22 protein-coding genes are annotated in these 26,785 nt (G+C 75.2%); 8 read left to right on the forward strand and 14 right to left on the reverse strand.

What is annotated here, in order from left to right:
- The first annotated feature begins 114 nt into the window (after positions 1-114).
- The 4 genes from ABD52_RS22435 to ABD52_RS22450 are packed head-to-tail and all read left to right on the forward strand — an operon-like array spanning position 115 to position 7,781.
- Positions 115-3,300 (forward strand): FtsX-like permease family protein, encoded by a 3,186-nt coding sequence (locus ABD52_RS22435; protein ID WP_047893120.1) that lies wholly within the window; start codon positions 115-117, stop codon positions 3,298-3,300.
- Positions 3,297-6,020 carry an FtsX-like permease family protein gene (locus ABD52_RS22440; protein ID WP_047893121.1) on the forward strand — a complete coding sequence of 908 codons (2,724 nt, stop codon included), beginning with the start codon at positions 3,297-3,299 and terminating at the stop codon, positions 6,018-6,020. The genes ABD52_RS22435 and ABD52_RS22440 overlap by 4 nt, the downstream gene beginning before the upstream one ends.
- Position 6,021: 1 nt before the next feature.
- A complete protein-coding gene (locus tag ABD52_RS22445; RefSeq protein ID WP_047893122.1) occupies positions 6,022-7,056 on the forward strand; it encodes an ABC transporter ATP-binding protein in 1,035 nt (344 codons plus the stop codon).
- Entirely contained in the window at positions 7,056-7,781 is a 726-nt protein-coding gene (locus tag ABD52_RS22450; protein WP_047893123.1) for an ABC transporter ATP-binding protein, read from the forward strand. The genes ABD52_RS22445 and ABD52_RS22450 overlap by 1 nt, the downstream gene beginning before the upstream one ends.
- 46 nt (positions 7,782-7,827) lie before the next feature.
- Here ABD52_RS22450 and ABD52_RS22455 read toward each other — a convergent pair whose 3' ends face one another.
- Both ABD52_RS22455 and ABD52_RS22460 read right to left on the reverse strand, forming a co-directional pair.
- Complete coding sequence (locus ABD52_RS22455) at positions 7,828-8,280, reverse strand: GNAT family N-acetyltransferase (protein WP_013284835.1); 453 nt, start codon at positions 8,278-8,280, stop codon at positions 7,828-7,830.
- A 47-nt stretch (positions 8,281-8,327) separates the two neighbouring features.
- Positions 8,328-9,476 carry a helix-turn-helix domain-containing protein gene (locus ABD52_RS22460; protein WP_047893124.1) on the reverse strand — a complete coding sequence of 383 codons (1,149 nt, stop codon included), beginning with the start codon at positions 9,474-9,476 and terminating at the stop codon, positions 8,328-8,330.
- 172 nt (positions 9,477-9,648) lie between these two features.
- Here ABD52_RS22460 and ABD52_RS22465 point away from each other — a divergent pair, with 172 nt between their 5' ends.
- A complete protein-coding gene (locus ABD52_RS22465) occupies positions 9,649-10,923 on the forward strand; it encodes a YncE family protein (protein WP_047893125.1) in 1,275 nt (424 codons plus the stop codon).
- Between the two features lie 45 nt (positions 10,924-10,968).
- Here ABD52_RS22465 and ABD52_RS22470 read toward each other — a convergent pair whose 3' ends face one another.
- Together ABD52_RS22470 and ABD52_RS22475 are read right to left on the reverse strand one after the other, a co-directional pair.
- Positions 10,969-12,558: an alpha/beta hydrolase gene (locus ABD52_RS22470; RefSeq protein ID WP_082171368.1), complete on the reverse strand. Its 1,590-nt coding sequence runs from the start codon at positions 12,556-12,558 to the stop codon at positions 10,969-10,971.
- 34 nt (positions 12,559-12,592) lie between these two features.
- Entirely contained in the window at positions 12,593-13,705 is a 1,113-nt protein-coding gene (locus ABD52_RS22475; RefSeq protein WP_013284839.1) for an ATP-dependent DNA ligase, read from the reverse strand.
- Positions 13,706-13,841: 136 nt separating this feature from the next.
- Between ABD52_RS22475 and ABD52_RS22480 the strand changes: the two genes are divergently transcribed.
- Complete coding sequence (locus tag ABD52_RS22480; protein ID WP_013284840.1) at positions 13,842-14,054, forward strand: hypothetical protein; 213 nt, start codon at positions 13,842-13,844, stop codon at positions 14,052-14,054.
- A 266-nt stretch (positions 14,055-14,320) separates the two neighbouring features.
- Entirely contained in the window at positions 14,321-14,743 is a 423-nt protein-coding gene (locus tag ABD52_RS22485; RefSeq protein WP_013284841.1) for an SRPBCC family protein, read from the forward strand.
- A 60-nt stretch (positions 14,744-14,803) separates the two neighbouring features.
- Here the strand turns inward: ABD52_RS22485 and ABD52_RS22490 are convergent, their stop codons facing one another.
- Entirely contained in the window at positions 14,804-15,292 is a 489-nt protein-coding gene (locus ABD52_RS22490) for a GNAT family N-acetyltransferase (protein WP_047893127.1), read from the reverse strand.
- 55 nt (positions 15,293-15,347) lie between these two features.
- On the opposite strand from ABD52_RS22490, the gene ABD52_RS22495 reads away from it, so the two are divergent.
- The gene (locus tag ABD52_RS22495) at positions 15,348-15,869 is read left to right on the forward strand and encodes a DUF1990 family protein (protein ID WP_047893128.1); all 522 of its coding nucleotides are present in this window, start codon (positions 15,348-15,350) and stop codon (positions 15,867-15,869) included.
- Between the two features lie 4 nt (positions 15,870-15,873).
- Here ABD52_RS22495 and ABD52_RS22500 read toward each other — a convergent pair whose 3' ends face one another.
- From ABD52_RS22500 to ABD52_RS22540, 9 genes are all read right to left on the reverse strand, one after another.
- Positions 15,874-16,788: a DNA-3-methyladenine glycosylase gene (locus tag ABD52_RS22500; RefSeq protein WP_047893129.1), complete on the reverse strand. Its 915-nt coding sequence runs from the start codon at positions 16,786-16,788 to the stop codon at positions 15,874-15,876.
- Between the two features lie 148 nt (positions 16,789-16,936).
- Positions 16,937-17,590, reverse strand: a complete 654-nt coding sequence (locus tag ABD52_RS22505) for a lipoprotein (protein ID WP_047893130.1) — start codon at positions 17,588-17,590, stop codon at positions 16,937-16,939.
- A gap of 203 nt (positions 17,591-17,793) precedes the next feature.
- The gene (locus ABD52_RS22510; protein ID WP_047893131.1) at positions 17,794-18,570 is read right to left on the reverse strand and encodes an anti-sigma factor; all 777 of its coding nucleotides are present in this window, start codon (positions 18,568-18,570) and stop codon (positions 17,794-17,796) included.
- Entirely contained in the window at positions 18,567-19,265 is a 699-nt protein-coding gene (locus tag ABD52_RS22515) for a sigma-70 family RNA polymerase sigma factor (RefSeq protein ID WP_047893132.1), read from the reverse strand. The genes ABD52_RS22510 and ABD52_RS22515 overlap by 4 nt, the downstream gene beginning before the upstream one ends.
- A gap of 82 nt (positions 19,266-19,347) precedes the next feature.
- Complete coding sequence (locus ABD52_RS22520; RefSeq protein ID WP_047893133.1) at positions 19,348-20,205, reverse strand: spermidine synthase; 858 nt, start codon at positions 20,203-20,205, stop codon at positions 19,348-19,350.
- A complete protein-coding gene (locus tag ABD52_RS22525) occupies positions 20,205-21,176 on the reverse strand; it encodes a hypothetical protein (protein WP_047893134.1) in 972 nt (323 codons plus the stop codon). Before ABD52_RS22525 ends, ABD52_RS22520 begins: the two co-directional genes overlap by 1 nt.
- A 25-nt stretch (positions 21,177-21,201) precedes the next feature.
- Entirely contained in the window at positions 21,202-23,676 is a 2,475-nt protein-coding gene (locus ABD52_RS22530; protein ID WP_047893135.1) for an AAA family ATPase, read from the reverse strand.
- The gene (locus tag ABD52_RS22535; RefSeq protein WP_047893136.1) at positions 23,676-24,824 is read right to left on the reverse strand and encodes an exonuclease SbcCD subunit D; all 1,149 of its coding nucleotides are present in this window, start codon (positions 24,822-24,824) and stop codon (positions 23,676-23,678) included. The genes ABD52_RS22530 and ABD52_RS22535 overlap by 1 nt, the downstream gene beginning before the upstream one ends.
- 11 nt (positions 24,825-24,835) lie before the next feature.
- Complete coding sequence (locus tag ABD52_RS22540; protein WP_047893137.1) at positions 24,836-26,584, reverse strand: ATP-binding protein; 1,749 nt, start codon at positions 26,582-26,584, stop codon at positions 24,836-24,838.
- Between the last annotated feature and the right edge of the window lie 201 nt (positions 26,585-26,785).

The raw sequence follows: 26,785 nt of genomic DNA on the forward strand, positions 1-26,785 counted from the left end.
GGGCGGCGGCGGGGTGGGGGGACCGATAACGATCATGTAACGGGCGCGAACCTTTTCCGGGGCTTCACTGCTCTCTCTCGGCATCGGCCCGCCGGGGCCAGGAGAGGACGTCGGATGAAGCTGGTGTGGAGGCGGGCGATAGAGGCCCGTGGGCTGCTGCTCGCCGCCGCTGTCGCGGCACTCGTCGCGGTCGCGTTGGTCACCGGGCTCTCCGACTACAACCGCCGTGCGGTCGAGGCGGGCGCTCGCGCGGTGCTCGACGCCGCCCCGGCCGAGGAACGCAGCCTGCTGATCAGCGGCTCCGGTGGTGCCGACGCCGCCGCGTTCGCCGAGCGGGACCGGGCGGTACGGGCACAGTTCGCGAACGGGCTCGGCGGCGCTCCGGTCACCGTGGCCGGGACCCGCTCCGGTACCGGGCGGGAGCTGACCGGTGACGTGGGCGCCGCCCGTACCGACGACGATCCGATGTTCGCCAACCTGGCCACGCTCGACGACCTGCCCGCGCACGCCGAGCTGGCCGCCGGGGCGTGGCCGGTGCCCGGCAGCAACCCGTTGCAGGTGACGTTGCCGGAGAAGGTGGCCGCGCAACTGAGCCTGGAGGTCGGGGAGCGGGTGCCGCTGTACGACCGGGGCGCGGAGCGCGCCGGCACGGTGGTGGTCGTCGGCACGTGGCGGCCCCGGGACGCCGCCGAGGCGTACTGGCGGCTCGCCCCGGGGGTGGGGGAGAGCCAGGGCGACGCGGAGATCACCTCGTACGGGCCGTTCGCGCTCGACCCGGCCGACTTCGCCCGCACCTTCCCGGGTTCCACCTCGGCGGCCTGGGTGGTCGACCCCGACCTGGTGGCGGTCGAGCCGGCCCGGCTGCCCGCCGTGACCACAGCGCTGGACGAGATCACCGGGAAGCTGCCCGAGGCCACCGGCCTGGGCTCCTCGACACAGCAGGTCAGCCACCTGGACCGGCTCGTCGACCGGCTCAGCCGGGCCGACCTGGTGGGCCGGTCCGCGCTGCTCACCCCGCTGCTGCTGATCGTGGTGCTCGGCGGGTACGCGCTGGTGCTGGTGGCCGCGCTGCTCAACGAGGACCGGCGGGCGCAGACCGCGCTGCTGCGGGCCCGGGGCGCGGCCCGGGGGCAGATCGCCGGGCTGGCCGTACGCGAGGCGACGCTCGTGGTGGCGCCGGCGCTGCTGCTGGCCCCGGCGCTGACCGGGCAGGCGATCCACTACCTGGGCGCGGACCTGGGGCTGGCCGACGGCGACCTGGCCCGGGTGTGGATGGTCGCGGTCGGCGCGGCGGTGGGCTGCCTGCTCGCCATGGTGCTGCCGGCGATGCGCCGGGCCGGCACCTACGTCGCCGACATGGCGGCCCGGTCCCGTCCCTCCCGGGGAGCGGCGGTGCAGCGGGCGAGCGTGGACATCGTGCTGGTCGCGCTCGCCGTGCTCGCCTGGACCCAGCTGCGGCAGTACTCCTCGCCGCTGGCCGGCGCGAACGGCAGCCTCGGCATCGACCCACTGCTGGCCGCCGCGCCCACCATCGGCGTGCTGGCCGGTGCGGTGATCGCGCTGCGGCTGCTGCCGCCGACCACCCGGATCGCGGAACGATTCGTGGACCGCCGGACGTGGAACGCCACCATGTTCGGCATGTGGCAGGCGGGCCGCCGCCCGCACGCCGGTCCGGTGCTGCTGCTCGCGCTCGCCGTCGGCGGCAGCACGCTCGCCTGGTCGCTCGTCGCCTCCTGGGAACGCTCGCAGCGCGACCAGGCGCAGCACACGGTCGGCGCGGACCTGCGGCTGACCGAACGGGACGGCACCGCCCCCGCGGACCGGGCCGCCCAGCTGGCCGCCGTACCCGGCGTCGACCGGGTGCTGCCGGCCTGGCGCGACGACGTACGCCTGGGCCGTGAGGCTCGGCCGGCGACAGTGGTGGCGTTCGACGCCGCCGCCGCGAAGGGGATGATCCGGCTCGACGACGCCGGCGGTGACGCGTCCACCGGCACCCTGCTGGACCGGCTCGCGAACGGCCGGACCGCGCCGGCCGGCGGCGTTGTGCCGGAGGGGGCGAAGACGCTGTCCGGCACCGTCCGCACGCCTGTCGACAGCATGTACGACCGGCCCCGGGTGACGGTGACCGCGTTGTTCACCACCGACGCCGGGGCCACCTGGCGGGTCCGGCTGGCCGAGGCCGACGGCGACGGGAAGCCGGTGCGCTTCTCGGTGCCGGTGCCCGACAGCGGCGGCGCCCCGCTGCGCCTGGCCGGCTTCGAGGCCGACGGCGGCGACGCCACCGGCAGCTCCTACCGGCTGCTCCTGGACGAGCTGCGGCTCACCGACGCCGACGGAGGGGTCCTGCCGGTGCCGGTGGAGGGATCCTGGCGGGTGATCGACCCGGGCTCCGGGCCGCGCGGCACCGCCAAGGCGAGCCCGACCCGGATCGACGGGACGCAGGGCTTCGACGTGCCGGCCGGGCTGTTGCAGTTCGCCCGGGTGCCCTCGTCCCGGTTCGCGCTGGTGCCGCAGGCGCCGGACCGTCCGGTGCCGGTGCTCGTCACCCCCGGCGTCGCCGCCGCGATGAGCCTCAAGACCGGCGACACCGTCAAGCTGTCGGTCGCCGAGGTGACGGTCGAGGTCACTGTGGTCGGCCAGGTCGCCGCGATCCCCGGCACCGGGGGCGACGGGGTGCTGCTGGACCTGCCCACCGCCACCACGCAGCTCCTCGAACGCAGCGGCGGCGTCCGGCCGGTGGCCGAGTGGTGGCTGGGCACCACGCCCGGCGGGCACACCGCCGCCGCTGACGCGCTCGCCCCGACCGGCGGCACGGTGCTGCTGGACCGCCGTGCGGTGGCCGCGGAGGCCGCCGAGGACCCGTACTGGCAGGGCGCGCGCACCGGGCTGCTGGCCGCCGCGCTCGGCTCGGTGCTGCTCGCCCTGGTCGGCCTGGCGGTCGACGTCTGGGCCACCACCCGGCGCCGGCTGACCGAGTTCGCCGTGTTCAACACGCTCGGCGCGAACACCCGGCTGCTGGCCCGCGCGTACCTCGCGGAACAGACGTTCCTGGCCGCGATCGGCGTCGGCGTCGGGATGCTCGTCGGCGCCCTCGTCGCGGCCACCATGGTGCCGCTGGTGATCCTCACCCCGGCCGCCGGCCGGCCGGTGCCCGAGGCGGCCTTCACAGTGCCCTGGCTGCCGATCGGGACGACAGCCGCCGGGCTGCTGCTCGCCGCGCTCGCCTTCGCCGCCCTCATCACCACAGGCATCCGCCAGCGGGTCGCCGCCGCGCAGCTCCGGATCGGAGGAGAACGATGAGCCTTCCTGGTGCCGCGCGCCGGGTACGCGCATACGGAGGGCAGTTCCTGCTGCTCGCCGTCCTGACCCTGGTGACCGCCCTGCTGATCACCGGCGTGCCCCGGGTCGCCGACCGGCTGACCGGGCAGGGGCTCACCGAGTACGTCGCAGGGCAGCCGGTGGCCCGCCGCGACCTCACGTACAGCACCGCGCCGACCGCGTTCCCGCCGTCGACCCGGACCGCCGTGACCGGTCACGCGGCCGAGCTGGCGGGGATCGAGGAGGCGATGCCCGCCGAGGTACACGACGCCATCGGTGAGCGCTGGTACGTCGCCCAGAGCGTGCCCGGGCGGCTGCGCGGCCCGACGCTCGCCCCCGAGAAGGGGCTCATCGACGTGCACCTGCGCGCCGGAACCGGCATCAAGGAGGCGGCCACGCTGGTCGACGGGCGGTGGCCGGAACGCCCCGTCGCCCCGGCCCGCACGGTCGAGGTGACGCTCGCCGAGACGATCGCCGGCACGCTCGGCGTGAAGACCGGCGACCGGTTCCTGCTCCTGATCCTCGACCAGGACGACAACGTGCTCAAGTCCCTCCCGGTCGCACTGGTCGGCGTGTGGCGGCCGAACGACCCGGCCGACGGCGTCTGGGACACGCTTCCGTCGATGCTGAAGCTCACCCCGCCCGAGGGCGACGGCGACCCGTTCGTGGGCGTCGCCTACACCGCCGACCGGGGCGTCGACGAGGCCGTCGCGACCGGCTGGCCGGTGAGCTTCGGCTGGCGGTACCGGATCGCCCCGGACCGGCTCGAACCGGGCCGCCTCGACGCGCTCATCGCCGGTGTCGACGGGCTGGAGCGCAGCCGTCCCGCCGTGGCGACGCTCAGCCAGGGCGTGGACATCCCGCTGCGGCGCTTCGCCGACTCCCTCGCGGCCGCGCAGACCCTGCTCGCGGTCATCGCCGCCGGGCTGCTCGCCACGCTGGCCGGGCTGACGCTGCTCGCCGCCCGGCTGGCCGCGCGCCGCCGCCGCGCCGAGTTCCACCTGATCCGGGCCCGCGGCGGCTCGACCGGCGCGGTGCTGCGCCGCGGCCTGGCCGAGTCGCTGCTGGTGCTGCCGGCCGCGGCCGGGATCGGCTGGCTGCTCGGCGGGCTGCTGCCCGGCACCGGTGCGTCGTGGCGCTGGGTGGTCATCGCCGGGCTCCTGGCCACGCTGCTGCCGCCGCTCGCCGCGCTCGCCGTCGGCCGCCGGGCCGGTGGCCGCGCCGACCTGGGCGGCCGGTCACCCGCCGTCCGGCTCACCGTCGAGGTGGTCGTGCTCGGGCTCGCCGTGCTCGGCGCGTTCCTGCTGCGCCGCCGCGGGCTCACCGCCGGCTCGGTGGACCCGCTGCTGGTCTCCGTACCGGTGCTGCTGGCGATCGCGGCGGCGCTGCTGGCGCTGCGCGCGTACCCCTGGCCGTTGCGGCTGGTCAGCCGCGTCGCCGCCCGGGCGCGTGGCAGCGTCGCGTTCCTCGGCACCGCCCGGGCGGGCCGGGCCGCGAGCACCGGGCCGCTCGTCGTGGTGGTGCTGGCCGTCGCCACCGCCGCGTTCTGCGGCGTGGTGGCGACCGGCATCGAGACCGGCCGGGACACCGCCGCCGCCCAGGCCGTGCCGGGTGACCTGCTGGTACGCGGGGAGCGCTTCACGCCGGACACCGCGGAGAAGCTGGCCGGGCTGCCCGGGGTACGCGCCGTCGCGCCGCTGCTCACCGTGCCGGCCGAACGCCCGTACGCCGACCGCGCCGGACGCCCCGCCCCGATCACCGAGCTGCGCGTGGTGCTCGTGGACGGGGAACGGTTCGCCGACGTGGCACGGCAGGCCGGCGTACCGGTGGACGTGCCCGACCCGGTGTGGGCCCGCACCGACGGGAGCACGCCGCTGCCGGCGCTGGTGTCCCCGGCGGTGGCCGAGGAACTGGCCGACGCCGGGCTCGCCGACGCCCGGGGCGAGCGGCCCGCCTGGCTGGACGTGCAGGGCAACCGGCTGCCGGTGCGGACCGCCGCCACGGTCGACGGGTTCGCGCTCGTCGGCGAGGGCGTACGCCGGTTCGTGGTGCTGCCGTGGCCGGCGTTGCCGGCCGACGCGCCGCACCAGCTCGCGCCCACCGGTTTCGTGCTCGCCGGGTCCGGCGTGGACGCGGCCGAGGTGGACCGGGTGGCGCGGGACGGGCAGCGGCGCTACCTGCGCATCGGCGGTGTCGACGCCGGGGACAAGGCCCGTGCGCCGGAGGTGACGACCCGGGCGGCCGTGCGCGCCGACCTGGGCGGCACCGGCGTGAACGGCCTGCTGGTGTTCGGCTTCGTGCTCGGCGCCGGAGGCGGCGCCGCGCTGGGGCTGCTCGGACTCGCGCTCGCGGTGCTCGCCGGGGCCCGCTCGCGCGGGCAGGTGCTGTCCCGGCTGCGCACGATGGGCCTGTCCCGCCGGCAGTGGCGCGGCCTGCTGATGGTGGAGCTGACGCCGCTGGTGCTGGTGTCGGTGCTCACCGGGGCGGTGGTCGGCGCGTTGCTGCCGCTGCTGCTCACACCGGTGCTCGGGCTGCCCGCCTTCACCGGGGGCGTGGAGGTGCGCCCGAGTTTCGAACCCGGCCTGGTGGCCGGGGTGTCGGTCCTGGCCATGCTGGCCCTCGGCTTCGCGATCACCGTGGAAGCCGTGAACAACCGCCGGTTGCGCCTCGGCGAGGTGCTGCGGCTCGGAGAGGAGAGCTGACATGACCGCGACCGCTTCCGGCCACCCGGGCCCGGCGCGTCTCACGCCGCGTGACGAACCGTCGTCGGCCGTACCGGACCTGGCGTCGCTGCAACAGCGCGCCGCCCAGCGGGCCGCCGAACGGGCCGGCGGGCGCGACCGGCTGCGCGGGCACATCGTCTGCGACGGCCTGGTGCGCATCTTCAAGACCGAGGGCGTCGAGGTCGTCGCGCTCCAGGGCCTCGACCTGGTCATCGACCGGGGCGAGCTGGTCGCGATCGTCGGCGCGTCCGGCTCCGGCAAGTCGACGCTGCTGAACATCCTGTCCGGGCTGGACACCCCGACCGCCGGCATCGCCCGGGTCGCCGACTACGACCTGCTGTCGCTGTCGAACAAGCGGCGGCTCGCGTACCGGCGGGACGTGGTCGGGTTCATCTGGCAGCAGACCGGCCGCAACCTGCTGCCGTACCTGACCGCGCTGGAGAACGTGGAACTGCCGATGAAGCTCGCCGGACGGGCCGGCGGCGGGCGCAAGCGGCGGGAACGGGCCCGCGAGCTGCTGGACATGGTGGGCGTCGGCTACTGCGCGGACCGCCGGCCGGGCCAGATGAGCGGCGGCGAGCAGCAGCGCTGCGCGGTCGCCGTGGCGGTCGCCAACGACCCGGAGATCCTCTTCGCCGACGAGCCGACCGGTGAGCTGGACGAGGCCACCGGCGCCGAGGTCTTCGCCGCGCTGCGCACCATCAACGCCGAACTGGGGGTCACCATCGTGGTGGTCACCCACGACCACGCCGTGGCCGGCCAGGTCCGCCGTACCGTCGCGATCCGCGACGGCCGGACCGCCTCCGAGGTACGCCGGACCGCACGCGTCACCGCCGACGGCGGCACCGAGATGGTCAGCGAGGAGTACGCGGTGCTCGACCGCACCGGCCGGATGCAACTGCCGGCGCAGTTCGTGGAGGCGCTGTCCCTGCGCGACCGGGTCCGGCTCAACCTGGAACCCGACCACGTCGAGGTGCGCCCCGGCGACCGGACGCACGCCGAGGAGAGTGAGTGATGACCGACCAGACAGTGGTGCTGCCGGCGGAGCCGGGGACGGCCGTCGACGACGTGGTCCGGGTCGAGGGGGTGAGCCGCACCTTCGGCAAGGGGGAGCACGCCGTGCACGCCGTACGGGACGTCTCGTTCACTGCGGGACGCGGCGAGCTGGTCGCCGTCCGGGGCCGCTCCGGCGCCGGCAAGACCACGCTGCTGAACCTGGTCGGCGGCCTGGACCGGCCGGACGCCGGGCGGATCCGGGTGGCCGGGCACGACGTCACCGCCGCGGGTGAGCGGGAGCTGCTGTCGCTGCGCCGGGGCACCATCGGGTTCGTGTTCCAGACGTTCGGCCTGGTGCCGATCCTGTCCGCGGCGGAGAACGTCGGGGTGCCGCTGCGGCTGGCGAAGGTGCCGGCGGCCGAGCGGGAGCAGCGGGTGGCGGTGCTGCTGGAACTCGTCGGGCTGGGTGGGCACGCGGCGCAGCGCCCGTACGAGCTGTCCGGCGGCCAGCAGCAGCGGGTGGCGGTGGCCCGGGCGCTGGCTAACGAGCCGGACCTGCTGATCGCCGACGAGCCGACCGGTCAGCTCGACTCCGAGACAGGGCGGTCGATCATGGACCTGCTGCGTGCTGTGGTGCACGCCCGGGGCATGACCGCGCTGGTCGCCACGCACGACCCGGCGCTGATCGAGCTGGCCGACCGTACGCTCACACTGCGCGACGGCCGGCTGGTGTCGGAGGACTGATCCGGGTGCCGGGCCGCGCGCCTCCGGGCGGCGGCCCGGTGCCGGGTCAGAGCGCCAGCTTCATGCCCTCGTGGCTGGCCACGAAGCCCAGGTCGCGGTAGAACCGGTGCGCGTCGGCGCGCTGCTTGTCGGTGGTGAGCTGCACCAGCGCGCAGCCGTGCTCCCGGGCCCTGTCGATCGCCCAGCGCATCATCGTCCGGCCCAGACCACGGCCGCGCCGGTCGGAGCGGACCCGCACCGACTCGATCAGGCAGCGTTCGGCGCCGTGCCGGCCCAGCCCCGGGATGTACGTGAGCTGGAAGCAGCCCACCAGTTCCCCGCCGTCGTCGGCGACGATCAGATGGTTGCGCGGGTCGGCGTCGAGGTCGGCGAAGGCACGCTCGTACGCCTCGTCCACCTCGGGCAGGTCGCGGGTACGGCCCAGCACGTCGTCGGCGAGCAGCGCGAGCACGGCGGGCAGGTCGGCGCGGACCGCCTCCCGGAAGATCACCTCGGTCACCGGGCCAGCCTGGCACAGCGTCGCGCGCCGGTGTGGCCCGGGCGGCGTCAGCCGTCGTCCAGCCAGCTCCGCAGCGCCCACCACCAGTGCACGGTCTCCGGCACCGTGCACCGCGCCCCCTCCTCGACCGGCGGCCCGCCGGTCAGCTCCCGCAGCCGCCGCAGCCGGTAGCGCACCGTGTTCGGGTGGACGTGCAGCTCGGCGGCCGTCTGGTCCAGCCGCTGGCCGTGGTGCAGCCAGGCGAGCGCGGTGCCCGCCAGCTCCCGGTGGAACTCGTCGGCCGGGTCGAGCGCGCCGAGCAGCGTGCCGCGCAGCAGTTCGGCCAGCAGCGGCTGGGCGGCGAGCGCGGTCTCCCCGGCCAGGTCGGTGACCTGATGCAGCCCGCGCAGCCGCCGGTTCGCCGCCGTGGCGAGGGCCGCCAGGCAGAGCGCGTACATGGCCGGGGCCCGCGCCAGCGGCTGCGCGGGCGCCACCAGCGTCAGCAGGTCGGCCGGTGCGGCGTCGGGCGGTCGCGGCAGCAGCCCGGCCAGCCGGTCCCCGACCGTGCCGAGCAGGCCGCCCCGCGCGGTGAGCTGCCGGTGCAGCGCGTACGCCCGAACCGGGTCCGGTGGCGCGGCCACCAGGCAGTGGTAGCGCCCGTCCGGCCGCAGCCCGAACCGGGTCAGCTCGGCCGGGGACAGGCCCGCGGGGCCGTCGCGCAGCAGTCGCCGCAGCAGGTGCGCCCGAGCCGCCGCGCCGGTACGGGCCAGCTCCCGCTCAGCGCCGCGGTGCCCGTCGACCACCGCCCGCTCCACCGCCGCGGCGTACCGGCCGATGGTGAGCAGCCCCTCCAGCAGCACCTCGTCGGGGATGCCGGCGGCGCGGCCGTGCCGGACCACCAGTTCCACCGCGCGGTCCCGCCCGGCCTGCACCCCGCGCAGCAGCCCGGCGACGGAGACGCCCTGCGCGGCCCGGTCCGCGCCCAGCCGGCGCGCCTCGGCGAAGTCGCGTCCGGCCGGGTCCTCACGGCGTTCCAGCGCACCGAGACCGCTGGTCAGCAGCAGCACGACCTGGCGGCGTACCTCGTCGGCCGGCAGCCGGGCCACCTCGGGGGAGTCCGCGCGGGCCGCCCGCGCCACCTCGTCGACGGCGGCCGGATCGGCGGACAGGTCGCGCAGCAGCGCGCCGAACGTCGGGGCCTGTCCGATCCGGGTCATCGGCGTCCGCCGCCCTCCGGTTGTCGACGCGGCACAACCGGGCCGCGCGGGCGTTGGCGTCAGGTCCCTAGCCCGGGCGGGCGGCCGGTTGCTCTCCTGGTTGTTACCGCAAGGTAACACCGCTCGCGCCACTGAGAAACGTCGATGTCGTACCGGCTGCCAGGAGGCGTCCATGACACCCGTGCCACAGCACCCGTCCCGTACCCGCCGCCGTGCCGGCCTGGCCGTGCTGGCCGCGCTCGCCCTGGTCGCGCCGGCGCCGCTGGTGACCGCGCCCGCGCCGGCCGCCGCCGCGGCAGCGCTCCAGGAGGTGATGTTCGTCGGCAACAACTGGGACGGCACCGCCGACGTGATCCGGTCCCGCGGCGACTACGCCAGGCTCGGCCGGATCAACGTGATCCCGGACCGCGCCGCGCGGCTGCGCGAGATCTACCTCAACCCGATCAAGCTGGCGTTCTTCCTCGGCATCCGGCAGGGCCCGGGGGAGGGCCACGACCAGCTCATCGACGACATGTACACCACGCCGGACGGCACCGCGCTGGTGGTGTCCCGGCCCAGCTTCGCCGACGTCGTCTCGATCGACCTGGCCACCGGCGCGCTGCGCTGGCGGTTCCCGGTCTCCGGCTACCGCGCCGACCACATGGCCGTCTCGCCGGACGGCACCCGGGTCGCGGTCTCCGCCTCCACCTCCAACACGGTGCACGTGCTGGACATCCGCACCGGCGCGCAACTCGGCTCGTTCGGCGCCGGCGACAAGCCGCACGAGAACATCTACACCGACGGCGGCACCCGGCTGTGGAACATGTCCATCGGCGAGGTAAACACCGACCTGGACGCGCCGTGGCTCGACTGGACCAAGGGCGACCGCCGGATCACCGTCGCCGACACCGGCACGTACCAGGTGGTCAAGGTGATCGACATGCGGGACCGGCTGGACGCCGCCGGCCGCCGGGACCTCTCCGACGCGGTTCGTCCCGCCGTCTTCACCCCCGACGGCAGCCGGCTCTACTTCCAGGTGTCCTTCTTCAACGGCCTGGTCGAGTACGACGTGGCCACCGACCGGGTCACCCGCGTCGCCACGCTGCCGAAGAACCCGGCCACCAGCGAGGACCGCACCACCTGGGTCAACGACTCCCGCCACCACGGCCTGTCGATGAGCCCCGACGGCACCCGGATCTGCGTCGCCGGCACCATGGACGACTACGCCACGGTGCTGGACCGGGCCACGCTGCGGGAGGGGCCGCTGGTGCCGGCGAGCAAGCCGTACTGGGCCACCGTCAGCGGGGACGGCCGGGACTGCGTGATCTCCGAATCCGGCGCGGATCAGGTCACCGCGATCAACTTCGCGACCGGGCAGAAGGTCGCGAGCGTCCCGGTCGGCGACCACCCCCAGCGCGTCCGAATCGGGCACATCGCGGAGGGCTGGACGCCCCCGGCCGCCGGCTGACCGCCGGCCCGGCCGGCGTCCGGACCCCGGCCGCCGGTCACGCCGTCACCGGGCGGGGCAGCGCAGCCCTTCCCGGGGGACGGTGAGCGAGATCAGGTACGCGTCGACCGCAGACGTCACGCACGAGGTCTGCGGGTAGGCGGTGTGCCCCTCGCCCTCCCAGGTCAGCACCCGTCCCACGCCGAGCATCGACGCGAGCGCGGGCGTCTGCTCGTACGGCGTGGCCGGGTCACCGGTGGTGCCGACCACCAGGATCGGCGGGGCGCCGTTCGCCCGGCCGGTCGGATACGGATCCCGCTCGCCCGGCCACTCCACGCAGCCCAGCATCCCCACCGCCAGGGCGGGACCGAACAGCGGATACTTCTGCCGCCACTGCGACTGGAGCGAGCGGACCTGCTCGCGCGACGGCTTCTCGGTCTCGTCGGCGCAGTTGACAGCCAGGTTGGCGTCGAACAGGTTCGAGTAGTGCCCGTCGGGCTCGCGGCCCGCGTACGCGTCGGCCAGCTTGAACACGCCGTCCGGGTCGCCGCCCTGGAGGTCGTCGATCGCCCGGGCCAGCTCCTGCCAGCCCTGCTCGGTGTAGAGCGACGAGATCACCGCGTAGAAGACCCAGCCGGCGGTGGCCTTGCGGCCGTCCTGCGCGCGTACCGGAGAGTTCTTCGCCTTGGCGATCGCGTCGGTGACCGCACCGCGGGCGTCCGGGGCGATCGGGCAGCGGCCCGCGTTCGCCGCGCACCACCTGGTGAAGTTGTCGAACGCCCGCTCGAAGCCCTTCGCCTGGCTCTCCGACCCGGCGATCAGCTTCTGCTGCGGGTCGACCGCGCCGTCGAGCACCAGGGCGCGCACGCGCTGCGGGTAGAGCTGCGCGTAGGTGGCGCCGAGCAGCGTGCCGTAGGAGTAGCCGAGGTAGGTGAGCTTGTCGTCGCCGACCGCCGCGCGGACCGCGTCCATGTCCCGCGCGGCCTGCTCGGTGCCGTAGAGCGGGAGCTGGTCGCCGTACTTCGCGCCGCAGCGCTCGCCGACCCGCCGGTTGAGGCCCACGAAGCCGTCGAACGACGACTGGCTCTCCGGGTCGGGGTCGTAGCCGAAGCTGGCGTCCAGGTCGGCGTCGGAGATGCACTTGACCGGGCTGGACCGGGCCACCCCGCGCGGGTCGAAGCCGACGATGTCGAACCGGTCGGTGATCGCCGTCGGCAGGCCGCCGAACGCCGGGCCGAATGACAGGTAGACGGCGGTGTCGACGCCGGACGCGCCGGGACCGCCCGGGTTGATGACAAGCGAGCCGATCCGGTCGCGCTGCTTGGTCGAGCGGGCCCGGATCAGCGCGATCTCGAACGTCTCACCGGCGCCCGGCCCGGCGGTCGCGCCGGTGGTGGCCCCGGTGCCCCAGTTGCGCGGCACGGCGATCCGGGCGCAGTCGTAGCGCATGTCCGCCGCGCCCCGGCCGACCAGCTCGTCGGGCACCTCCGGGCAGGCCCGCCACTCCGGCGCGGTACCCGGCGGGGCGGCCTCGCCCTTGCTCTCGGCGCGCGGGGCGAACGCCGGCAGCGTGCAGCCGGCGGTGAGCACCACCGCCGCGACGAACGCGGCCAGGACGGGCCGGAACCGGCGGGTCCGTTCGGGGAAGCGGGTCACGTGGGCGCCCTCCATGATCGTGTCGACCGTCAGGCTACGCCCGGCCGCGGGTGTCGCCGACCGTCGCCGCCGGATCGCCGCGCAGCACCTCGTCGACGTCGTAACGGATCGGGCGGTCGAGCTGGCCGTAGTCGCAGGAGCGGGGATCACGGTCGGGTCGCCAGCGCAGGAACCGGGCGGTGTGCCGCAGCCGGTCGCCCTCCATCGCGTCGTACGCCACCTCGACCACCAGTGCCGGACGCAGCGGCTCCCACTCCAGGTTCTTGCCGCCGGTCCACCGGCTCACCCCGCCCGGGATGCGCTGGCCCCGCTCGTGGTCGCCGTGCACCCACGGGTGCTCGCCGCCGACGTCGCGGTAGGGCTCCAGCTCGTCGAGCAGCTCCTTGCGGCGGGCCATGGTGAATGAGGAGCTGACGCCGATGTGGTGCAGCACGCCGTCGTCGTCGTAGAGGCCGAGCAGCAGCGAGCCGATCACCGGACCGGACTTGTGCCAACGGAAACCGGCCACCACCGCGTCCATCGTGCGGGCGTGCTTGACCTTGAACATGAGCCGCTTGCCCGGCTCGTACGGCAGGTCGGCCGGCTTGACGATCAGCCCGTCCAGCCCGGCGCCCTCGAACACGTCGAACCAGCGGCGGGCCGTCTCCGGGTCGGTGGTCACCTGCGTCACGTGCACCGGCGGGCGCACCCCGGACAGCGCCTGCTCCAGCCGCTCCCGCCGCCGGGGATAGGGCTGGTCGACGAGCAGCTCGTCGTCGATCGCCAGCAGGTCGAACGCGACGAAGTCGGCCGGGGTGGTCTCGGCCAGCAGCTTCACCCGGGAGGCGGCCGGATGGATCCGCTGGGCCAGCAGCTCGAAGTCGAGCCGAGGCTGCCCACCCGGGCCGTCCCGGCGGATCACGATCAGCTCGCCGTCGACCGCGCACCGGGCCGGGAGCTGCCGGCGGGCCTGCTCGACCACCTCGGGGAAGTAGCGCGTCATCGACTTGCCGCCCCGGCTGGCCAGCTCGACCTCGTCGCCGTCGCGGAACACGATGCAGCGGAAGCCGTCCCACTTCGGCTCGTAGGTCAGACCGGCGTCGGTGGGCAGCTCGGCGACGCTCTTGGCGAGCATCGGCTCGACCGGAGGGTTGATCGGCAGGTCCACGGCGACCAGTCAACCAGACCCCACCGACAGTGGTGAGGCAGATCACCGCCGGTGGCCGGGTGGCGTGTCCCGTCCCGGCCGCGTTCGTCACCGCCGCCCGAATGGTGGAACCGCAGGTCAGAGCTACCGTCGCGGCGTGCCGGAGTGGAGTTGCGAGTGCTGCGGGCGCTGGCGGGTCAGCGTCGAGCTGGTCCGCGGCCGCTACCGCTACCGGCTGTCGCACCGCTACCCGCCGGAGCACGGCGGCGGCGCGAACGTCCTCGGCGAGGTCGGCTCGGTCGCCGAGCTGGAACACCTGCTGAAGCGGTACGCCCCGGTCTCCCTGGCCGATCTCCACGAGGCCGCCTGACCCGGGCCAGGGCGAACCGCCTGTCGGCCGGCACCGAGCGGCGGAACGCCGGGTGACCCCTGGGGCCGGGCATCTCCGGCCCGGGCGAACCGCCGATCTTGGAGTTGTGGCACCTCATAGACTTCGCCGAACGGACATCCTGGGCGCCACAACTCCAAGATCGACGAGAGCGGGCGAGCGAGGGCGAGGGCCGGCGGGCGGGGCGGCGCGCGAGCGGAGGGCGGGCATAGCCTGAGTGGACCGTCCACGGGGGAGGGAAGAAGCCCATGCGGTTCGCCGAGTCCGTCGAGATCGCCGCCGACGTCGACCGGGTCTGGGAGGTGCAGAGCGACGTCGAGCGCTGGCCCGAGTGGACGCCGTCGGTCACCGCCGCCCGTCGGCTGGAGCCCGGTCCGCTGCTCCTCGGCTCGACGGCCCGGCTGGAGCAGCCCCGGCTGCGCCCGGCCGTGTGGCGGGTCGTGGAGATCTGTCCGCCGTACTCGTTCGCCTGGGAGTCGGCGAGCCCCGGCGTGCGCACCCGGGGTGAGCACCGGCTGATCCCGCTGGAGGACGGGCGGACCCGGGCCGAGCTGATCCTGGTGCAGACCGGTCCGCTGGCCTGGCTGGTCGGGTTGCTCGGCGGCTCCACCATGCGCCGCTACCTGCGGCAGGAGGCGGACGGGCTCAGGCGCCGTTGTGCGCGGAACTGACCGAGGCGGACGGCCTCGGGCACCGCTGCGAGGCCCGCTGACCGGGGCCGGAGCGCCCGCTCAGGCGCCGTCCGGAGGTTCAGGGACCGTCTTCTCCAGCACGGCCAGGCGGTTGCCGTTCTCGTCCGGCCGGTGCGCCACCACCCGGTAGCCGCGGCCCGCGTACAGGGACAGGTTCGCCGCGCTGTCCGCGCCGGTGAACAGCGCGAACCGGGTCACCCGGTGCGCGCAGGCGTGCTCGACGGCGTCCAGCAGCCGCCCGCCGACGCCCCGGCCCTGCTGGTCGGGGGCGACCGAGAGGCGGCCGACGTGGGCGGTGTCGCCGTCGAGGCGGGCGCGTACCGAGCCGACCAGGCGGGTGCCGCGCCGGGCGGCGAGCACCACGTCCGGGCCGGCCAGCGCCGCCCGTACCTCGTCCAGCGTCTCGGTCAGCGGGGGCAGGAACACGTCGCGGTAGCGCTGCGCCTCCACGAGGTACGCGGCACGCTGCACGGTGAGGATCTCGCCCGCGTCGGCGGGGCCGGCGGGGGCGATGGTCACGTCGGTCACCGGCTCAGCTCACCACAGCGCTCCCGGGCGGCCGTACGCTGGCGGGGGTGTTCCCATGAGCGTGGAGGTGACAGGCGTGCCGGAGCTGACGTACCCGGAGGTGGGCGCGACGCGCGACGGCGGCCTGCCGGCCGATTACCACCACCTGCGCCACCGGGTCCGGCTGCCGGACGGCGGTTTCCCGGTGGCGGCGGACGCGGTGCTGGGCTGGCGGCTGCACCGCGCCGCCGGCGTGGTGATGCGCGCGGACGCGCCGCGCGCGGCACCCGGCGTTCGGGTCACGCCCGGGCTCGGTGTCGGCCCGGTGCGGCTGTGGGGGCCGACCGAGGTGGTGTGGACGGTGGACGAGCCGGATCGGGCCGGGTTCGGCTACGGCACGCTGCCCGGGCACCCGGAGGTCGGTGAGGAGGCGTTCCTGGTGACCCGGGGCGCCGACGGCGTCTGGTTCGAGGTGACCGCGTTCAGCCGCCCGGCGCACTGGTACGTGCGGGCCGGCGGGCCGGTCGTGCTCGGTTTCCAGCGGGCGTACGCCTGGTGGCTGGGGCGCACGCTGCGGCGGCTGTGCCGGCGGCGCTGAGCGGTCAGTAGCGGGCGAAGGAGCGGATCGGGGCGCGCGGGCCGTACTTCGGCGCCTGCACGCCCGCCGCCTCCAGCAGCACGCACACCCGGCCGCGGTGGCCCCGGAACGGCTCCAGCAGCGCCAGCATCCGGGCGTCGTCGCCACGCGGCTCGCCGGCCAGCGCCCAGGCGACGGTGTTCGGCACGTGGTAGTCGCCGACGCTGACCGCGTCCGGGTCGCCGTACGCGATGCGCACCACCTCGGCGGCGGTCCACGGCCCGATACCGGGGATCGCGGTGAGCCGCCGGGTGGCCTCGGCCGAGTCGGCGCAGCGTTCCAGCCGGTCCGCGACGGCCGCCGCGCGGCGCAGCGTGTCGGCGCGCCGCTGCTCGACCCCGAACGGGTGGAACACCCAGTACGGCGTGGCCGCCACCGCGGCCGGCTCCGGCGGCAGCAGCAGGGGTTGCAGCGGGCCGGGGGCGGGCTCGCGGAAGTGCCGCACGGTGGCGGCGTACGCCCGGTACGCCTCCTTGCCGGTGACCTTCTGCTCGAAGACGGCCCGCAGCAGCCGGGGGAAGATCTGGCCGGTGGCGGGCATCCGCAGCCCGTGGTGCGTGTGCGCGAGGCGGGCCACCAGCGGATGCGCGCCGGCGAGCGCCGCGAACCCGGTCAGGTCGTCGCGCAGCCCGGCGATCCGGTCGGCCCGCTCGACCACCCAGCCGGCGCCCGGGCCGTACCCCTCGGCGGTCAGTTCGCCGGCCTCCGGGCGCAGCGCCAGCGTGGCCGGGCCGTCCGGGGTGCGGGTGGCCCACCAGAACGTGCCGGCGGCGATCCGCGCGCACGGGTCGTACGGGCTGAACGTGAGCGCCCGCACCGACGGGGCCAGGCGGTAGCCGGCCGGCGGGCGCAGCGTACGGCGGGCGTCGGGCGAGGTCACCAGGCCACTCTGCCACGCGGCCCGGCCGTGACGCCGGGCACGCCTGGCCGGGAGGCGGGCCGATGCCGGTGCGGCCCGCCTCCCGGGGTTCGCGACGATGACCGGCCGCGCCCTCCCCGGCGGCGACCGGTCACCGTGTCCTGGTGCGTCAGTACGAGTAGTCCGAGCCGCCACCGGAGGAGCTGCCGGCCGCGGGCGGCGCGACCGCCTTGGGCGTGCCGGTCGGCAGGCAGGTCAGGTTCTTCTTGCCGTTCGGGTCGACCACGAACCAGGTGCCGCCGACGCCCTGGCCCTTCCACTGGCCGGGCTTCTTGTCGCCGATGTAGCGGTAGACCGGCCAGCCGCCGATGGTGAGCTGCCGGGTGCCGTCCTGGCGGGTGATGGTGCCGACCTTGTCGTCGGAGACGCCCTGCAGCTTCGGGTTGCCGTCGGTGAGCGACGGCGGCCAGACCTCGGCGCACTTGTCCACGCAGTTGGACTGCGGCGGATCGTCGGAGTCCTTGTCGAACCGGTACAGCACCCAGCCGTCCTGGTCGGTGACGACGCGGCCCATCCGGGGCAACTTCTTGCCGACCAGCTCGTCGGTGATCTTCACGTTGGCCGGGGGCGCCTTGTCCGCTACCGGCTCCTCCTCGGGAGCCGCCGACGCCTCCGGTTCGGCCGCCGCGGTGGGTTCGGCCGCGGCGACGGCGACCGGCTCGGCCGCGCCCGAGTTCGCCCCGTTGTAGCCTGCTGGGGCGCAGGCCGTAAGTGCGACCATCGCGCTCGCGACGATGACGGTCGTCCGCTTGTGGTGTGCCACGTGCCCTCCTCGTTCTTGGCAGTTCGCCGAGTAGTACGGGCGCGGCGCTGTCAAGGTTGAACCCGCAGGGGTGGCACATTTCACAGTGGACCGATTGAACCGATGGGCGTCGCCGCGCGTGCGTCAGCACGAGGGGGTCCGCCGGCCGGGCACGACACGACGGCGCCGGGTGGCCCAGCCACCCGGCGCCGCTTCGCGTTCGATCAGATGTCGTCCACCGTCACCAGCGTGCTGGCCACCCCGTTCGCGTCGACCGACTGCACCTGGAGCTTGTCGATGTCTCGCACCGGGGTCCACGTGGACGCGCTCAGCTGTAGCGGAAGCTGGTTCTGGTTCGTCCCGTAGCCGCCGACCGGCACCGACCAGCTGGAGATCACCTCGCTGGTGGCGTCCTTGCGGACCACCACCAGCCGGCACGTGCGCGGCCCCGGCAGGCGGCTGAGCTGCACCGCGATCTGCGTGCCGTACTCCTTGCGGGCCAGCCACATCGTCGTCTGCACGCCCGTCCCCGGGTCGGTCGCGTTGTGCTGGTCGCCCTCGATCGGCTCCCCGCCGACGCCCGGGTCGTTCGGGTTGCCCGGCTCGCCGCTCGGCGCGACGCTGGGCGCGGCCGGCGTCGGCACCGCCTGCGGCGGCGCGGGATCGTCGCCGAGCATCCCGGCGGCGACCCCGCTCAGGCCGCCGAACACCACCACTGCCGCCGCTGTGGCCAGCAACTGCCGCACCCGGGTACGACGCCGGTCCCGCCGTACCGCCACCAGCGTCCGGTCCAGCAGCGCCGGATCGGTGTGCGTCTGCTCCAGCGCGGCCATCGCCTCGCCGTCGATGCCGGAGAGCAGCCCCACCACCGGGACCATCGTCTCCAGTTCCGCAGCGCAGGCCCAGCAGGTGGCCAGATGCTCCTCGAACCGCTCCGCGTCCTGCGCGTCCAGCACGCCGAGCGCGTACGCGGCGACGTCCATGTGATCGGCCCGGCTCATTCGGTCACCCCCCTCTCCTGCAGAGCCGTGCGCAGCGCGCGCAGCGCGTAGTAGACCCGCGACTTGGCGGTACCCAGCGGAAGCCCCAACTCCTCGGCCGCCTCCGGCACGGTGCGTCCCCGGAAGTACGTCGCCACCAGGATCTCCCGGTGCGACTGGCTCAGCGTACGCAGCGCGTCCGCTACGGTCATCGTGCGCAGCACCCGGTCGGTGCTGTCCGACTCGGCGAACATGGTGAGATCCCGGTCGTACGTCTCGGGCGGGCGGGCCTGCTCGCTGCGGTGCTCGTCGATGGCGATCCGCCGGGCCACCGTGACCAGCCACGGGCGCAGCGAGCCCTGGCCCTGCACGCCGAGCCGGTGCGCGTTGCGCCACGCCCGCAGCAGCGTCTCCTGCACGATGTCCTCGGCGCGCTGCCGGTCCCCGCCGGTCAGGCGCATCACGAACATCAGCAACGGGCCGGCGTGCTCGGCGTACAGCAGGCGGATCAGCTGGTCGGAGTGGCTGGCCTCGGCGGAGGTCGCCTGGTGGCGTCCGGGAGCGGGTCGCGGCGGCACCGGGTCATTCTGGCGATCGGCGGACCGGGCGTCGACCCCCCGGCCCGAACGCGAGGCGCGCGAGTGTGGTTGTGCCCGGGCGAACATCCACTCGGGCCGCGCCACCTCGCCGTGCCAGCCGGCCGCCACCGCATGCATGCAGACCTCCGCTGTCCAATGACATCAGCCGGCCCCCCACGGGCATGGCCGCCCGGTGATACGCAGCGATCAGCCGATCGGATCAACGTTTGACGGAAAAAATTCCCGGCGGCGGGGGAGTGGAGTCGACGGCGTCCGCGTCGTGGACCACCGCCGCGCCGCCGGTGAAGCGGTCCAGCTCGGCACCGGCGAGCACCCGGCCGGGGAACCAGTCGCCCGCCGCCCGCCGGGTCAGCTCCGGCACCGGCGGCTCCACCCGGGACGCCACCAGCACCAGGTTGCCGTAGCGCCGGCCGCGCAGCACCGCCGCGTCACCCACCAGGCAGGCCCGGGGCAGCACGGTCCGCACCGTCGCGACCTGGGCGCGGGCGTGCCGCAGCGGCGGGCCGTCGGCCACGTTCGCCAGGTAGCTGCCGCCGGGCGCGAGTACCCGGGCCACCTCGGCGGCGTACTCCACCGAGGTCAGGTGCGCGGGGGTACGGGCGCCGGCGAACACGTCGGCCACGATCACGTCGTACGCGCCGTCCCGGCTCGACGTCAGCGTCGCCCGCGCGTCGGCCACCCGGACCTTCAAGCGCGGATCCGACGGCCAGGGCAGCTCACGGCGGACCAGCTCCACCAGCGCGCCGTCCACCTCGGACACCCGCTGCGTCGAACCGGGCCGGGTGACCTGCACGTAGCGGGGCAGTGTGAGCGCGCCACCACCCAGGTGCAGCACCCGCAGCGGCGTCCCGGCCGGCGCCACCAGGTCCAGCGCGGCGGCGAGCCGCCGGACGTACTCGAACTCCAGGTGCGACGGGTCGCCGAGGTCCACATGCGACTGCGGCGCGCCGTCCAGCAGCAGCGTCCAGGAGCCCGCACGGTCGGCGTCCGGCACCAGCTCGGCCCGGCCGGTGTCGACGTCGGCCACCACCCGGTCGGAGTCGCGTCGCCGGCCCATCAGCGCCGCATCCCGCGCGCCGCGGCGGTGAGCACCCGGTGCAGCAGCCGCGCATCGCCGAGCATCCCGCGCAGCCGGCGTTCCAGCCCGGCGATCGGCACCAGGTTCTGCGGGGCGCGCGGATCCTTGTACGGGGTGGAGGCGAACCGGGGCAGCGTCACCAGCGACAGGTCGGCCAGCGCGATCGCCTCCGGCACGGTCAGGTCGGCCGAGCACTCCACCCGCACGATGCCCGCCCACGGCGCGCCCGCGCGTACCGGCAGCCGCAGATACCACGACCAGCCGCCCCACGCCGTGCCCAGCCGGAACACCGGGCAGCGCTCGCCCGGCGCCAGCCCGGTCACCACGGCGGTGAGCCGCCCGTCGAGGTATTGGCTGTGCTGCGTCTTGATGTACCCGAGCGTGCGCGGCAGGTTGCGCCGGCTGCGCAGCGGCCCGTCCACCACCAGCAGGTCGCCGTCGGTTCGTACCGCGTCGGAGACGGCCACCTCCAGCGCGGTCAGCGGCGCCTGCACCGCCGCGGGCAGCTTGCTCAGCTCGCCGGTGCCGCTGACCCGGTGCACCGGGTAACGGACCGTCCCGGCGACCACGTCCTGCGCCGACGGGCTCGCCGTGAACAGGCCACGCCCCACCCGGGCACCGGCCATCTCGGCGGCGCCCCGGTCCAGGTCGCAGCGCACCACACCGGCCGCGTACGAGGCGGCGATGCCGGGGAACGAGCCGCCGTCCTCCTCGGCCGTCCAGACGCTGGCGTCGATCCGGCGCACCCCGTCGACGAGCAGCACCACATCCGGCGCACGTACGTCCGCGCGGGGGCCGATCGCCCGCCAGTCGGTGGCCGGCAGTTCGACGTCGGCGTCGACCTGGGCGCTGCTCGGCGCGGCCGGACCGGCGCCACCGGCCGCCTCGAACGACGCGCCGTACGCCGGATCCCAGGCGTCGACGAAGAACGCCGGCGACGGCCCGGTCACGCGGCGCTCCGCCGGGACGCGCCGGTCACAGGCCGGTCCGTTCCACGCGGGCCGTCCGCGCGTCCTTGCGGACCTCGAACCGGACCGGGATGCGCTCGGCCAGCGCCGGCACGTGGGTGACCACGCCGACCATCCGGTCGCCCCGGGCGGCCAGGTTCTCCAGCGTCGCCGCGACCGTGTCCAGCGTCGCCGCGTCGAGCGTGCCGAAACCCTCGTCCAGGACGATCGACTCCAGGCTGGCGGCGGTGGTGGACATGCCGGCGAGCTGCTCGGACAGCGCCAGGGCCAGCGCCAGCGACGCCTGGAACGTCTCCCCACCGGACAGCGTCCGCACCCCGCGCCGCAGCCCGGCGTCGTGGTGGTCGACCACGAAGAACTCACCCTTGTCGTGCACCAGGTCGTACTGCCCGCCGGACAGCTCCCGCAGGATCCCCGACGCGCCGTCGACCAGCAGGTCCAGCGCCTCGGTGAGCAGCCAGCGCTCGAAGTTGTTCGCCCGCAGGTGCGAGGCGAGCGCCCGCGCCACCCGCGCCTCGTGCTCGTGCCCGGCCCGCTGTTCCCGCAGCTCGGCGGCCTGCTCGCGGCGCTCGTCGAGGCGGCGCAACTCCGCCTCGGCTCGCTCCACCGCCACCGCCACGTCGCGCGGCGCGTCCTGCGGCGCGTCCAGCCCGGCGGCGGTGAACAACGCGGCGATCGCGTCGGCGACCTCGGCCGCGGCCCGCTGCGCCGCCTCCACCGAGTCGGCCAGCCCGTCGCGGTCCGCGCGCCGCGCCTGCGCCTGCTCGCTCGCCCAGCCGGCCAGCGCCGCCCACGCCGCCGCCACGTCGTCGCGGTCGGCGGCCGGCGGACCGAACCGGGCCAGCCCGTCGCGTACCGCGTCGAACTCACGCCAGGCCCGGCGCAGCCGCTCCTGCGCGGCGTCGAGTGCGCCCCGCGCCCGCCGGGCCGCCTCCCGGCCGGCCCGCACCGCGCCGGCCGCCTCCTCCAGCGCGGTCCGCAGCCGCGCGTGCTCGGTCAGCGACTCGCGCAGCCGCTCCGGCGCCGGCGCGTCCGCGAGCTGCTCGTCCAGCTCGGCCAGGCGCGCACCGAGCTGGTCGTGCTGGGTCCGGGCGCGCAGCAGCACCCGGTCGGAGTCACGGGCCGCGGTGTCGCGTTCCTGCACGACCCGCTTGGCCGCCTCGCTCGCCGCCCGCGCCGCCTTGCCCGCCTCGATCGCCCGGCTCACCGCCGAACCCTTCGGCACCGCCGGCACCGTGGTGACCGTCTGCTCGCACACCGGGCACGGCGCGCCGCCGACCAGGTGCGCCCGCAACGCGACCGCCTGGTCGGCGGCCTTCGCGTCCTCGTGCGCGCGGAACGCCGACTCCAGCTCCGTCTCGGCCCGCTGCGCGTCCGCCCGCGCCGCCGCCAGCGCCGCCACCGCCGCGTCGTGCTCGGTCCGCGCCGCGTCCACCGCCGCGCGGACCGTCGCCGCCTCCGCGGTCAGCCGGTCCCGGTCCGCGTACGCCTTCAGGTGCAGCCGCAGCGCGCTCTCGTCACCGGCGGCGGCCAGCTCCCCGCGCAGCTTCTCCTCGCGCTCCTCGGCCAGCCCGACCGCGGCCGCCGCCTCGTCGGCGGCCACCCGGGCCTGCGCCACCGCCCGCGCCAGCTCGGCGGTGCCGTCCGGCGGCCGCACTCCGGCCAGCACACCCAGCTCGGCGTCGAGGGCGGCCAGCGCCGCGGCCCGCTCGCCCGCCGTCGCACGGGCCCGCTCCCATTCGGGTACGGCGGCAGCGACCGCCGCGGCCAGTTCCCGCATCGCGTCCACCCGCTCCCGGGCGGCGGTCAGACTCTCGTCGTCGACGTCGGCGAGCCCGCCGAGCATCTTGTCGACCGTTTCCAGCTTCGCCTCGGCCTGCCCGGCCCGCTCGACCGCCTTCTTCTGCACCGACTCGTAGACGCCCAGCCCGAGCAGGTTCACCAGGATCTGCTGGCGGGTGGCCGGCTTGGCGTGCAGGAAGTCGGCGAACTGGCCCTGCGGCAGCACCACGCAGGAGGTGAACTGCTCGTACGGCAGCCCCACCGCGTCCAGCACCGCCTGCTCCATCTCGGCCGGGGTGCCCGCCACCACCTCGCCCAGATCCTCCGGGCTGAGCCCGGTGTCGAGCTTGGTGACGTCGAACCCCGGCGGCATGAGCTGCAGACCGGCGTTCGCCGTCTTCACCGTGCCCCGGCCGTCCCGGCGGACCACCCGGGTCGCCACGTAGCGGTCCCCGGCGGACTCGAAGACCAGCCGGACCCGCGCCTCGGTGGCCGACGGTGCCAGCGCGTTCGCCAGCCCCCGGGCGCCGCCCCAGCGCGGCACCGTGCCGTAGAGCGCGAAGCAGATCGCGTCGAGCACCGTCGACTTGCCCGAACCGGTCGGCCCGACCAGCGCGAAGAAGTCCGCGTCGGTGAAGTCGACAGTGGTCTCGTCGCGGAACACCGTGAACCCGGCCATGTCCAGCCGCATCGGCCGCATCAGTGCTCCACCTCCTCGAGCAGCTCGTCGAAGAGTTCCCGGACACCCTCGTCGGCGTGCCCGCGGCTGTCCAGGTAGTCGCCGAACAACTCGCCCGGCGACCGGCCGGCCCGCTGGGCAGTCCGTGTCCCGCTGCCCGGCGCGGGCACCAGCTCCGGGTCGATCCGGATCTCCAGCGCCCGGGGCAGCAGCTCCTGCACCTCCTCGCGCAGCCCGGCCCGGGGCTGCTCCCGGACGTAGACGCGCAGCCAGCCCTCCGGCGCCTCGATCTCGGCGAGCTGCGCGAGCGTGCCGCGTACCGTGCGCAGCGGCACCGCGCCCGGCACCGGCACCTCGCGGATGCGGGCGGCCGTGGTGGCTGTCACCTCCACGATCGTCACCGAGCAGACGTTCTCCTGCTCGCCGAAGTCGACGGCGAGCGGGCTGCCGCTGTAGCGGATCGGGCACGGGCCGATGACCCGCTGCGAACGGTGCAGGTGACCCAGCGCCACGTAGTGCGCGTTGCCCGGGAAGACCGTCGCCGGGACCGCGTATCCGAGCACCGTGTGCGCGTCCCGCTCACCGCCGCCGGTGCTCGCCCCGACCACTGTGAGGTGCGCCGTGACCAGGTGCACGCGGTCCGGCTCGGTGAAGCCCTCGGCGAGCCGCTCCAGCACCCGGCCCAGGTGGTCGGCGTACGTCTGGTTGGCCTCGGCCGGGGTGAGCGTGTACATCTCCACCGCGCGCACCGCGTACCGCTGGGACAGGAACGGCAGCGCGGCGACCCGCCAGCGCTCCCCGCCGGCGGTGACCCCGTCGACGACGTGCTCGTCCGGGTTCTCCCGGACGCTGCCGCGCAGCGTGATCCCGGCCGCCTCGGCCCACGGGCGCAGCGCGTCCAGCGCTGCGCCGTTGTCGTGGTTGCCGCCGATCGCCACCACGTCGGCGCCGGTACGCCGCAGCGCGGTGAGCGCCCGGGTGACCAGGCGGGTCGCCTCCGGGGTCGGCGCGGCGGTGTCGTACAGGTCACCGGCGACGATCACCAGGTCGGGCTGCTCACGCTGGGCGATCTCGATGACCTGGGCGAGGACCTGCTTGTGCTCCTCCGCCCGGGACTGCCCCTTGAGGACCTTGCCGACGTGCCAGTCGGAGGTGTGCAGGATCTTCATCTGGGTGCCGCCTAGAACGGGATGTCGTCGTCGGAGGAGCCGGAGCCGACCACCGCGAACGGATCGGCGGCCTGCGTGATCGACCGTAGCGTCTCCGAGGGCGCGCGGCCCGCCTCCGAGACCCGGGTGGCCCACGCCGGGAACGGGAACTCCAGGCAGAGCGGCACCGGGATGTCCGGCTGGTTGACGAACATCGTGCCCGGCTTGGCCAGCAGCGCCCGCTGCCGCTGGGCGGGCGGCAGGAAGCCGTACTCCGGGCGGGACGCCTCGGCCGGGTCGAGCCGGCCCACCACCCGGATCGCCGAGTTGGTGACGATCCGCCGTTCCACCTCGCTGGCGGTCTGCTGCGCGCCGACCAGGATCACGCCCAGCGAGCGGCCCCGCTCGGCGATGTCGAGCAGCACCTCCTTGATCGGCGACGAGCCCTCCCGCGGCGCGTACTTGTTCAGCTCGTCGAGCACGACGAACAGCAGCGGCTTGGCGGTGCCCGCCTTCTCCTTGCGCTCGAACTCGCTCTTGAGCGTCACACCGACCACGAACCGCTGCGCGCGATCCGGCAGGTTGTGCAGGTCGACCACTGTGACCTGGGCGCTCTCCGCCGTGTTGATCGAGTGCGGGCGACGGGTCGCCAGGTCACCACGGATCAACCGGCCCAGGTCCTTCTTGCTGCCGATCAGCCGCCGGGCGAACGCGTTGACGGTGCCCAGCCCGACCGCGCTGCCGGCCCACTCGCCGCGCGTCTCGTCGTCGTTGAGCTGCTCGACCACGTGGTCGACCAGGTCCGCGTACGAGCCGAGCCGCACCCCGTCGATGCTCACCCCGCCGTCGGCGGGCTGGGCGTAGCGGGCCAGGTGCGCGGCCACCGAGTGGACCACCATCGTGTACTGCTGGCGCTCGTCGTCGGCGTCGGCGAACACGTACGGCAGCAGCCGGTCGGCGCAGAACTCGGACAGCGTCCAGTAGAAGCTGTCCACGCCGGTGAGCCGGCTGCTCACATCCGGCGTGCCGGAGGAGTCGCCGACCCGCGGCGGGGCGTACACCCGTACGTCCGGGAACGCGCCGGCGTCCAGGCCCAGCTTCGCGTACGCCGCCCGGGTCGGGTCGTCGAGCCGGCTGTTCGGGTGGTCGAGGAAGAGCAGGTCCTCGCCCTTCACGTTGAAGATCAGCGCCTTGGCGTTCACCGCGTCGCCGCCCAGCACACCGGAGCGGAACACCGAGTAGAGCAGGAACGTGGCGAAGCTCGTCTTGGTGGCGACACCGGAGATGCCGGAGATCGACACGTGCGCGCCCCGGGTGCCGTCGAGGAAGTCGGCGTTGAGGTAGACCGGCACGCCGTCGCGGCCCATCCCCATCGGGATCCGCCGCTCCATCCGGTCGAAGTGCAGCGCCCGCGCCCGCGCGTCACCCTCGGCCCGGTGCACCACCGCGCCCGGTGTGGGCGGCACGTAGAACTCCGGGTCGACCCGCGTGGTGGTCACCTCGGCCGCCTCCTGCACCTGCGCCGGCAGCGTGCCGTCGGCGATGGCGAAGACGTCGGAGTCGAACTGCGCCCCCTCGTGCCGGGCGCGCACCTGGGTCACCACCCCGGCGATCGTCACCGGCTCACGGTCGGGCAGGTCGCGACGGGTCACCACCACGTCGTCGAGTTGCAGGTAGCTGCCCGGCGCGACGGCGGTCCAGAAGGTGAGCGGGGTGGCGTCGGCGGTGCCGAGCACCCGGCCGACACCCTCGCCGGTCCCGTCGAGCTGATCGTCGGTCATCGGCGGTCTCCGGTCGGCTGGTCGTACCGTTGGCGGTGCACGTCGTGCATCCTGCCCGAGGGATGCGACAGGTTGCCACGCGACGCGGCGGACGCCACGTCACCCGTGCGCCGAACGGTAGCCACCCGAATCCGCCCGATCACGATGCGTGCGTTTCCTCCACGTTCACCCCTCCGCCGCCCGCAGCCTCGCCCGCTGCCC

Origin of the sequence: Micromonospora sp. RV43, assembly GCF_001029515.1 — a bacterium.
GTDB classification, from domain to species: Bacteria; Actinomycetota; Actinomycetes; order Mycobacteriales; family Micromonosporaceae; genus Micromonospora; species Micromonospora aurantiaca.

Bases quoted from the DNA above. Each gene is read 5' to 3' on its own strand.
- ABD52_RS22515 (WP_047893132.1), bottom strand. From the start codon at position 19,265: ATGCATGCGGTGGCGGCCGGCTGGCACGGCGAGGTGGCGCGGCCCGAG.
- ABD52_RS22465 (WP_047893125.1), top strand. From the start codon at position 9,649: ATGACACCCGTGCCACAGCACCCGTCCCGTACCCGCCGCCGTGCCGGC.
- ABD52_RS22540 (WP_047893137.1), bottom strand. From the start codon at position 26,584: ATGACCGACGATCAGCTCGACGGGACCGGCGAGGGTGTCGGCCGGGTG.
- ABD52_RS22530 (WP_047893135.1), bottom strand. From the start codon at position 23,676: ATGCGGCCGATGCGGCTGGACATGGCCGGGTTCACGGTGTTCCGCGAC.
- ABD52_RS22495 (WP_047893128.1), top strand. From the start codon at position 15,348: ATGAGCGTGGAGGTGACAGGCGTGCCGGAGCTGACGTACCCGGAGGTG.
- ABD52_RS22450 (WP_047893123.1), top strand. From the start codon at position 7,056: ATGACCGACCAGACAGTGGTGCTGCCGGCGGAGCCGGGGACGGCCGTC.
- ABD52_RS22440 (WP_047893121.1), top strand. From the start codon at position 3,297: ATGAGCCTTCCTGGTGCCGCGCGCCGGGTACGCGCATACGGAGGGCAG.
- ABD52_RS22445 (WP_047893122.1), top strand. From the start codon at position 6,022: ATGACCGCGACCGCTTCCGGCCACCCGGGCCCGGCGCGTCTCACGCCG.
- ABD52_RS22435 (WP_047893120.1), top strand. From the start codon at position 115: ATGAAGCTGGTGTGGAGGCGGGCGATAGAGGCCCGTGGGCTGCTGCTC.
- ABD52_RS22520 (WP_047893133.1), bottom strand. From the start codon at position 20,205: ATGGGCCGGCGACGCGACTCCGACCGGGTGGTGGCCGACGTCGACACC.
- ABD52_RS22460 (WP_047893124.1), bottom strand. From the start codon at position 9,476: ATGACCCGGATCGGACAGGCCCCGACGTTCGGCGCGCTGCTGCGCGAC.
- ABD52_RS22535 (WP_047893136.1), bottom strand. From the start codon at position 24,824: ATGAAGATCCTGCACACCTCCGACTGGCACGTCGGCAAGGTCCTCAAG.
- ABD52_RS22485 (WP_013284841.1), top strand. From the start codon at position 14,321: ATGCGGTTCGCCGAGTCCGTCGAGATCGCCGCCGACGTCGACCGGGTC.
- ABD52_RS22510 (WP_047893131.1), bottom strand. From the start codon at position 18,570: ATGAGCCGGGCCGATCACATGGACGTCGCCGCGTACGCGCTCGGCGTG.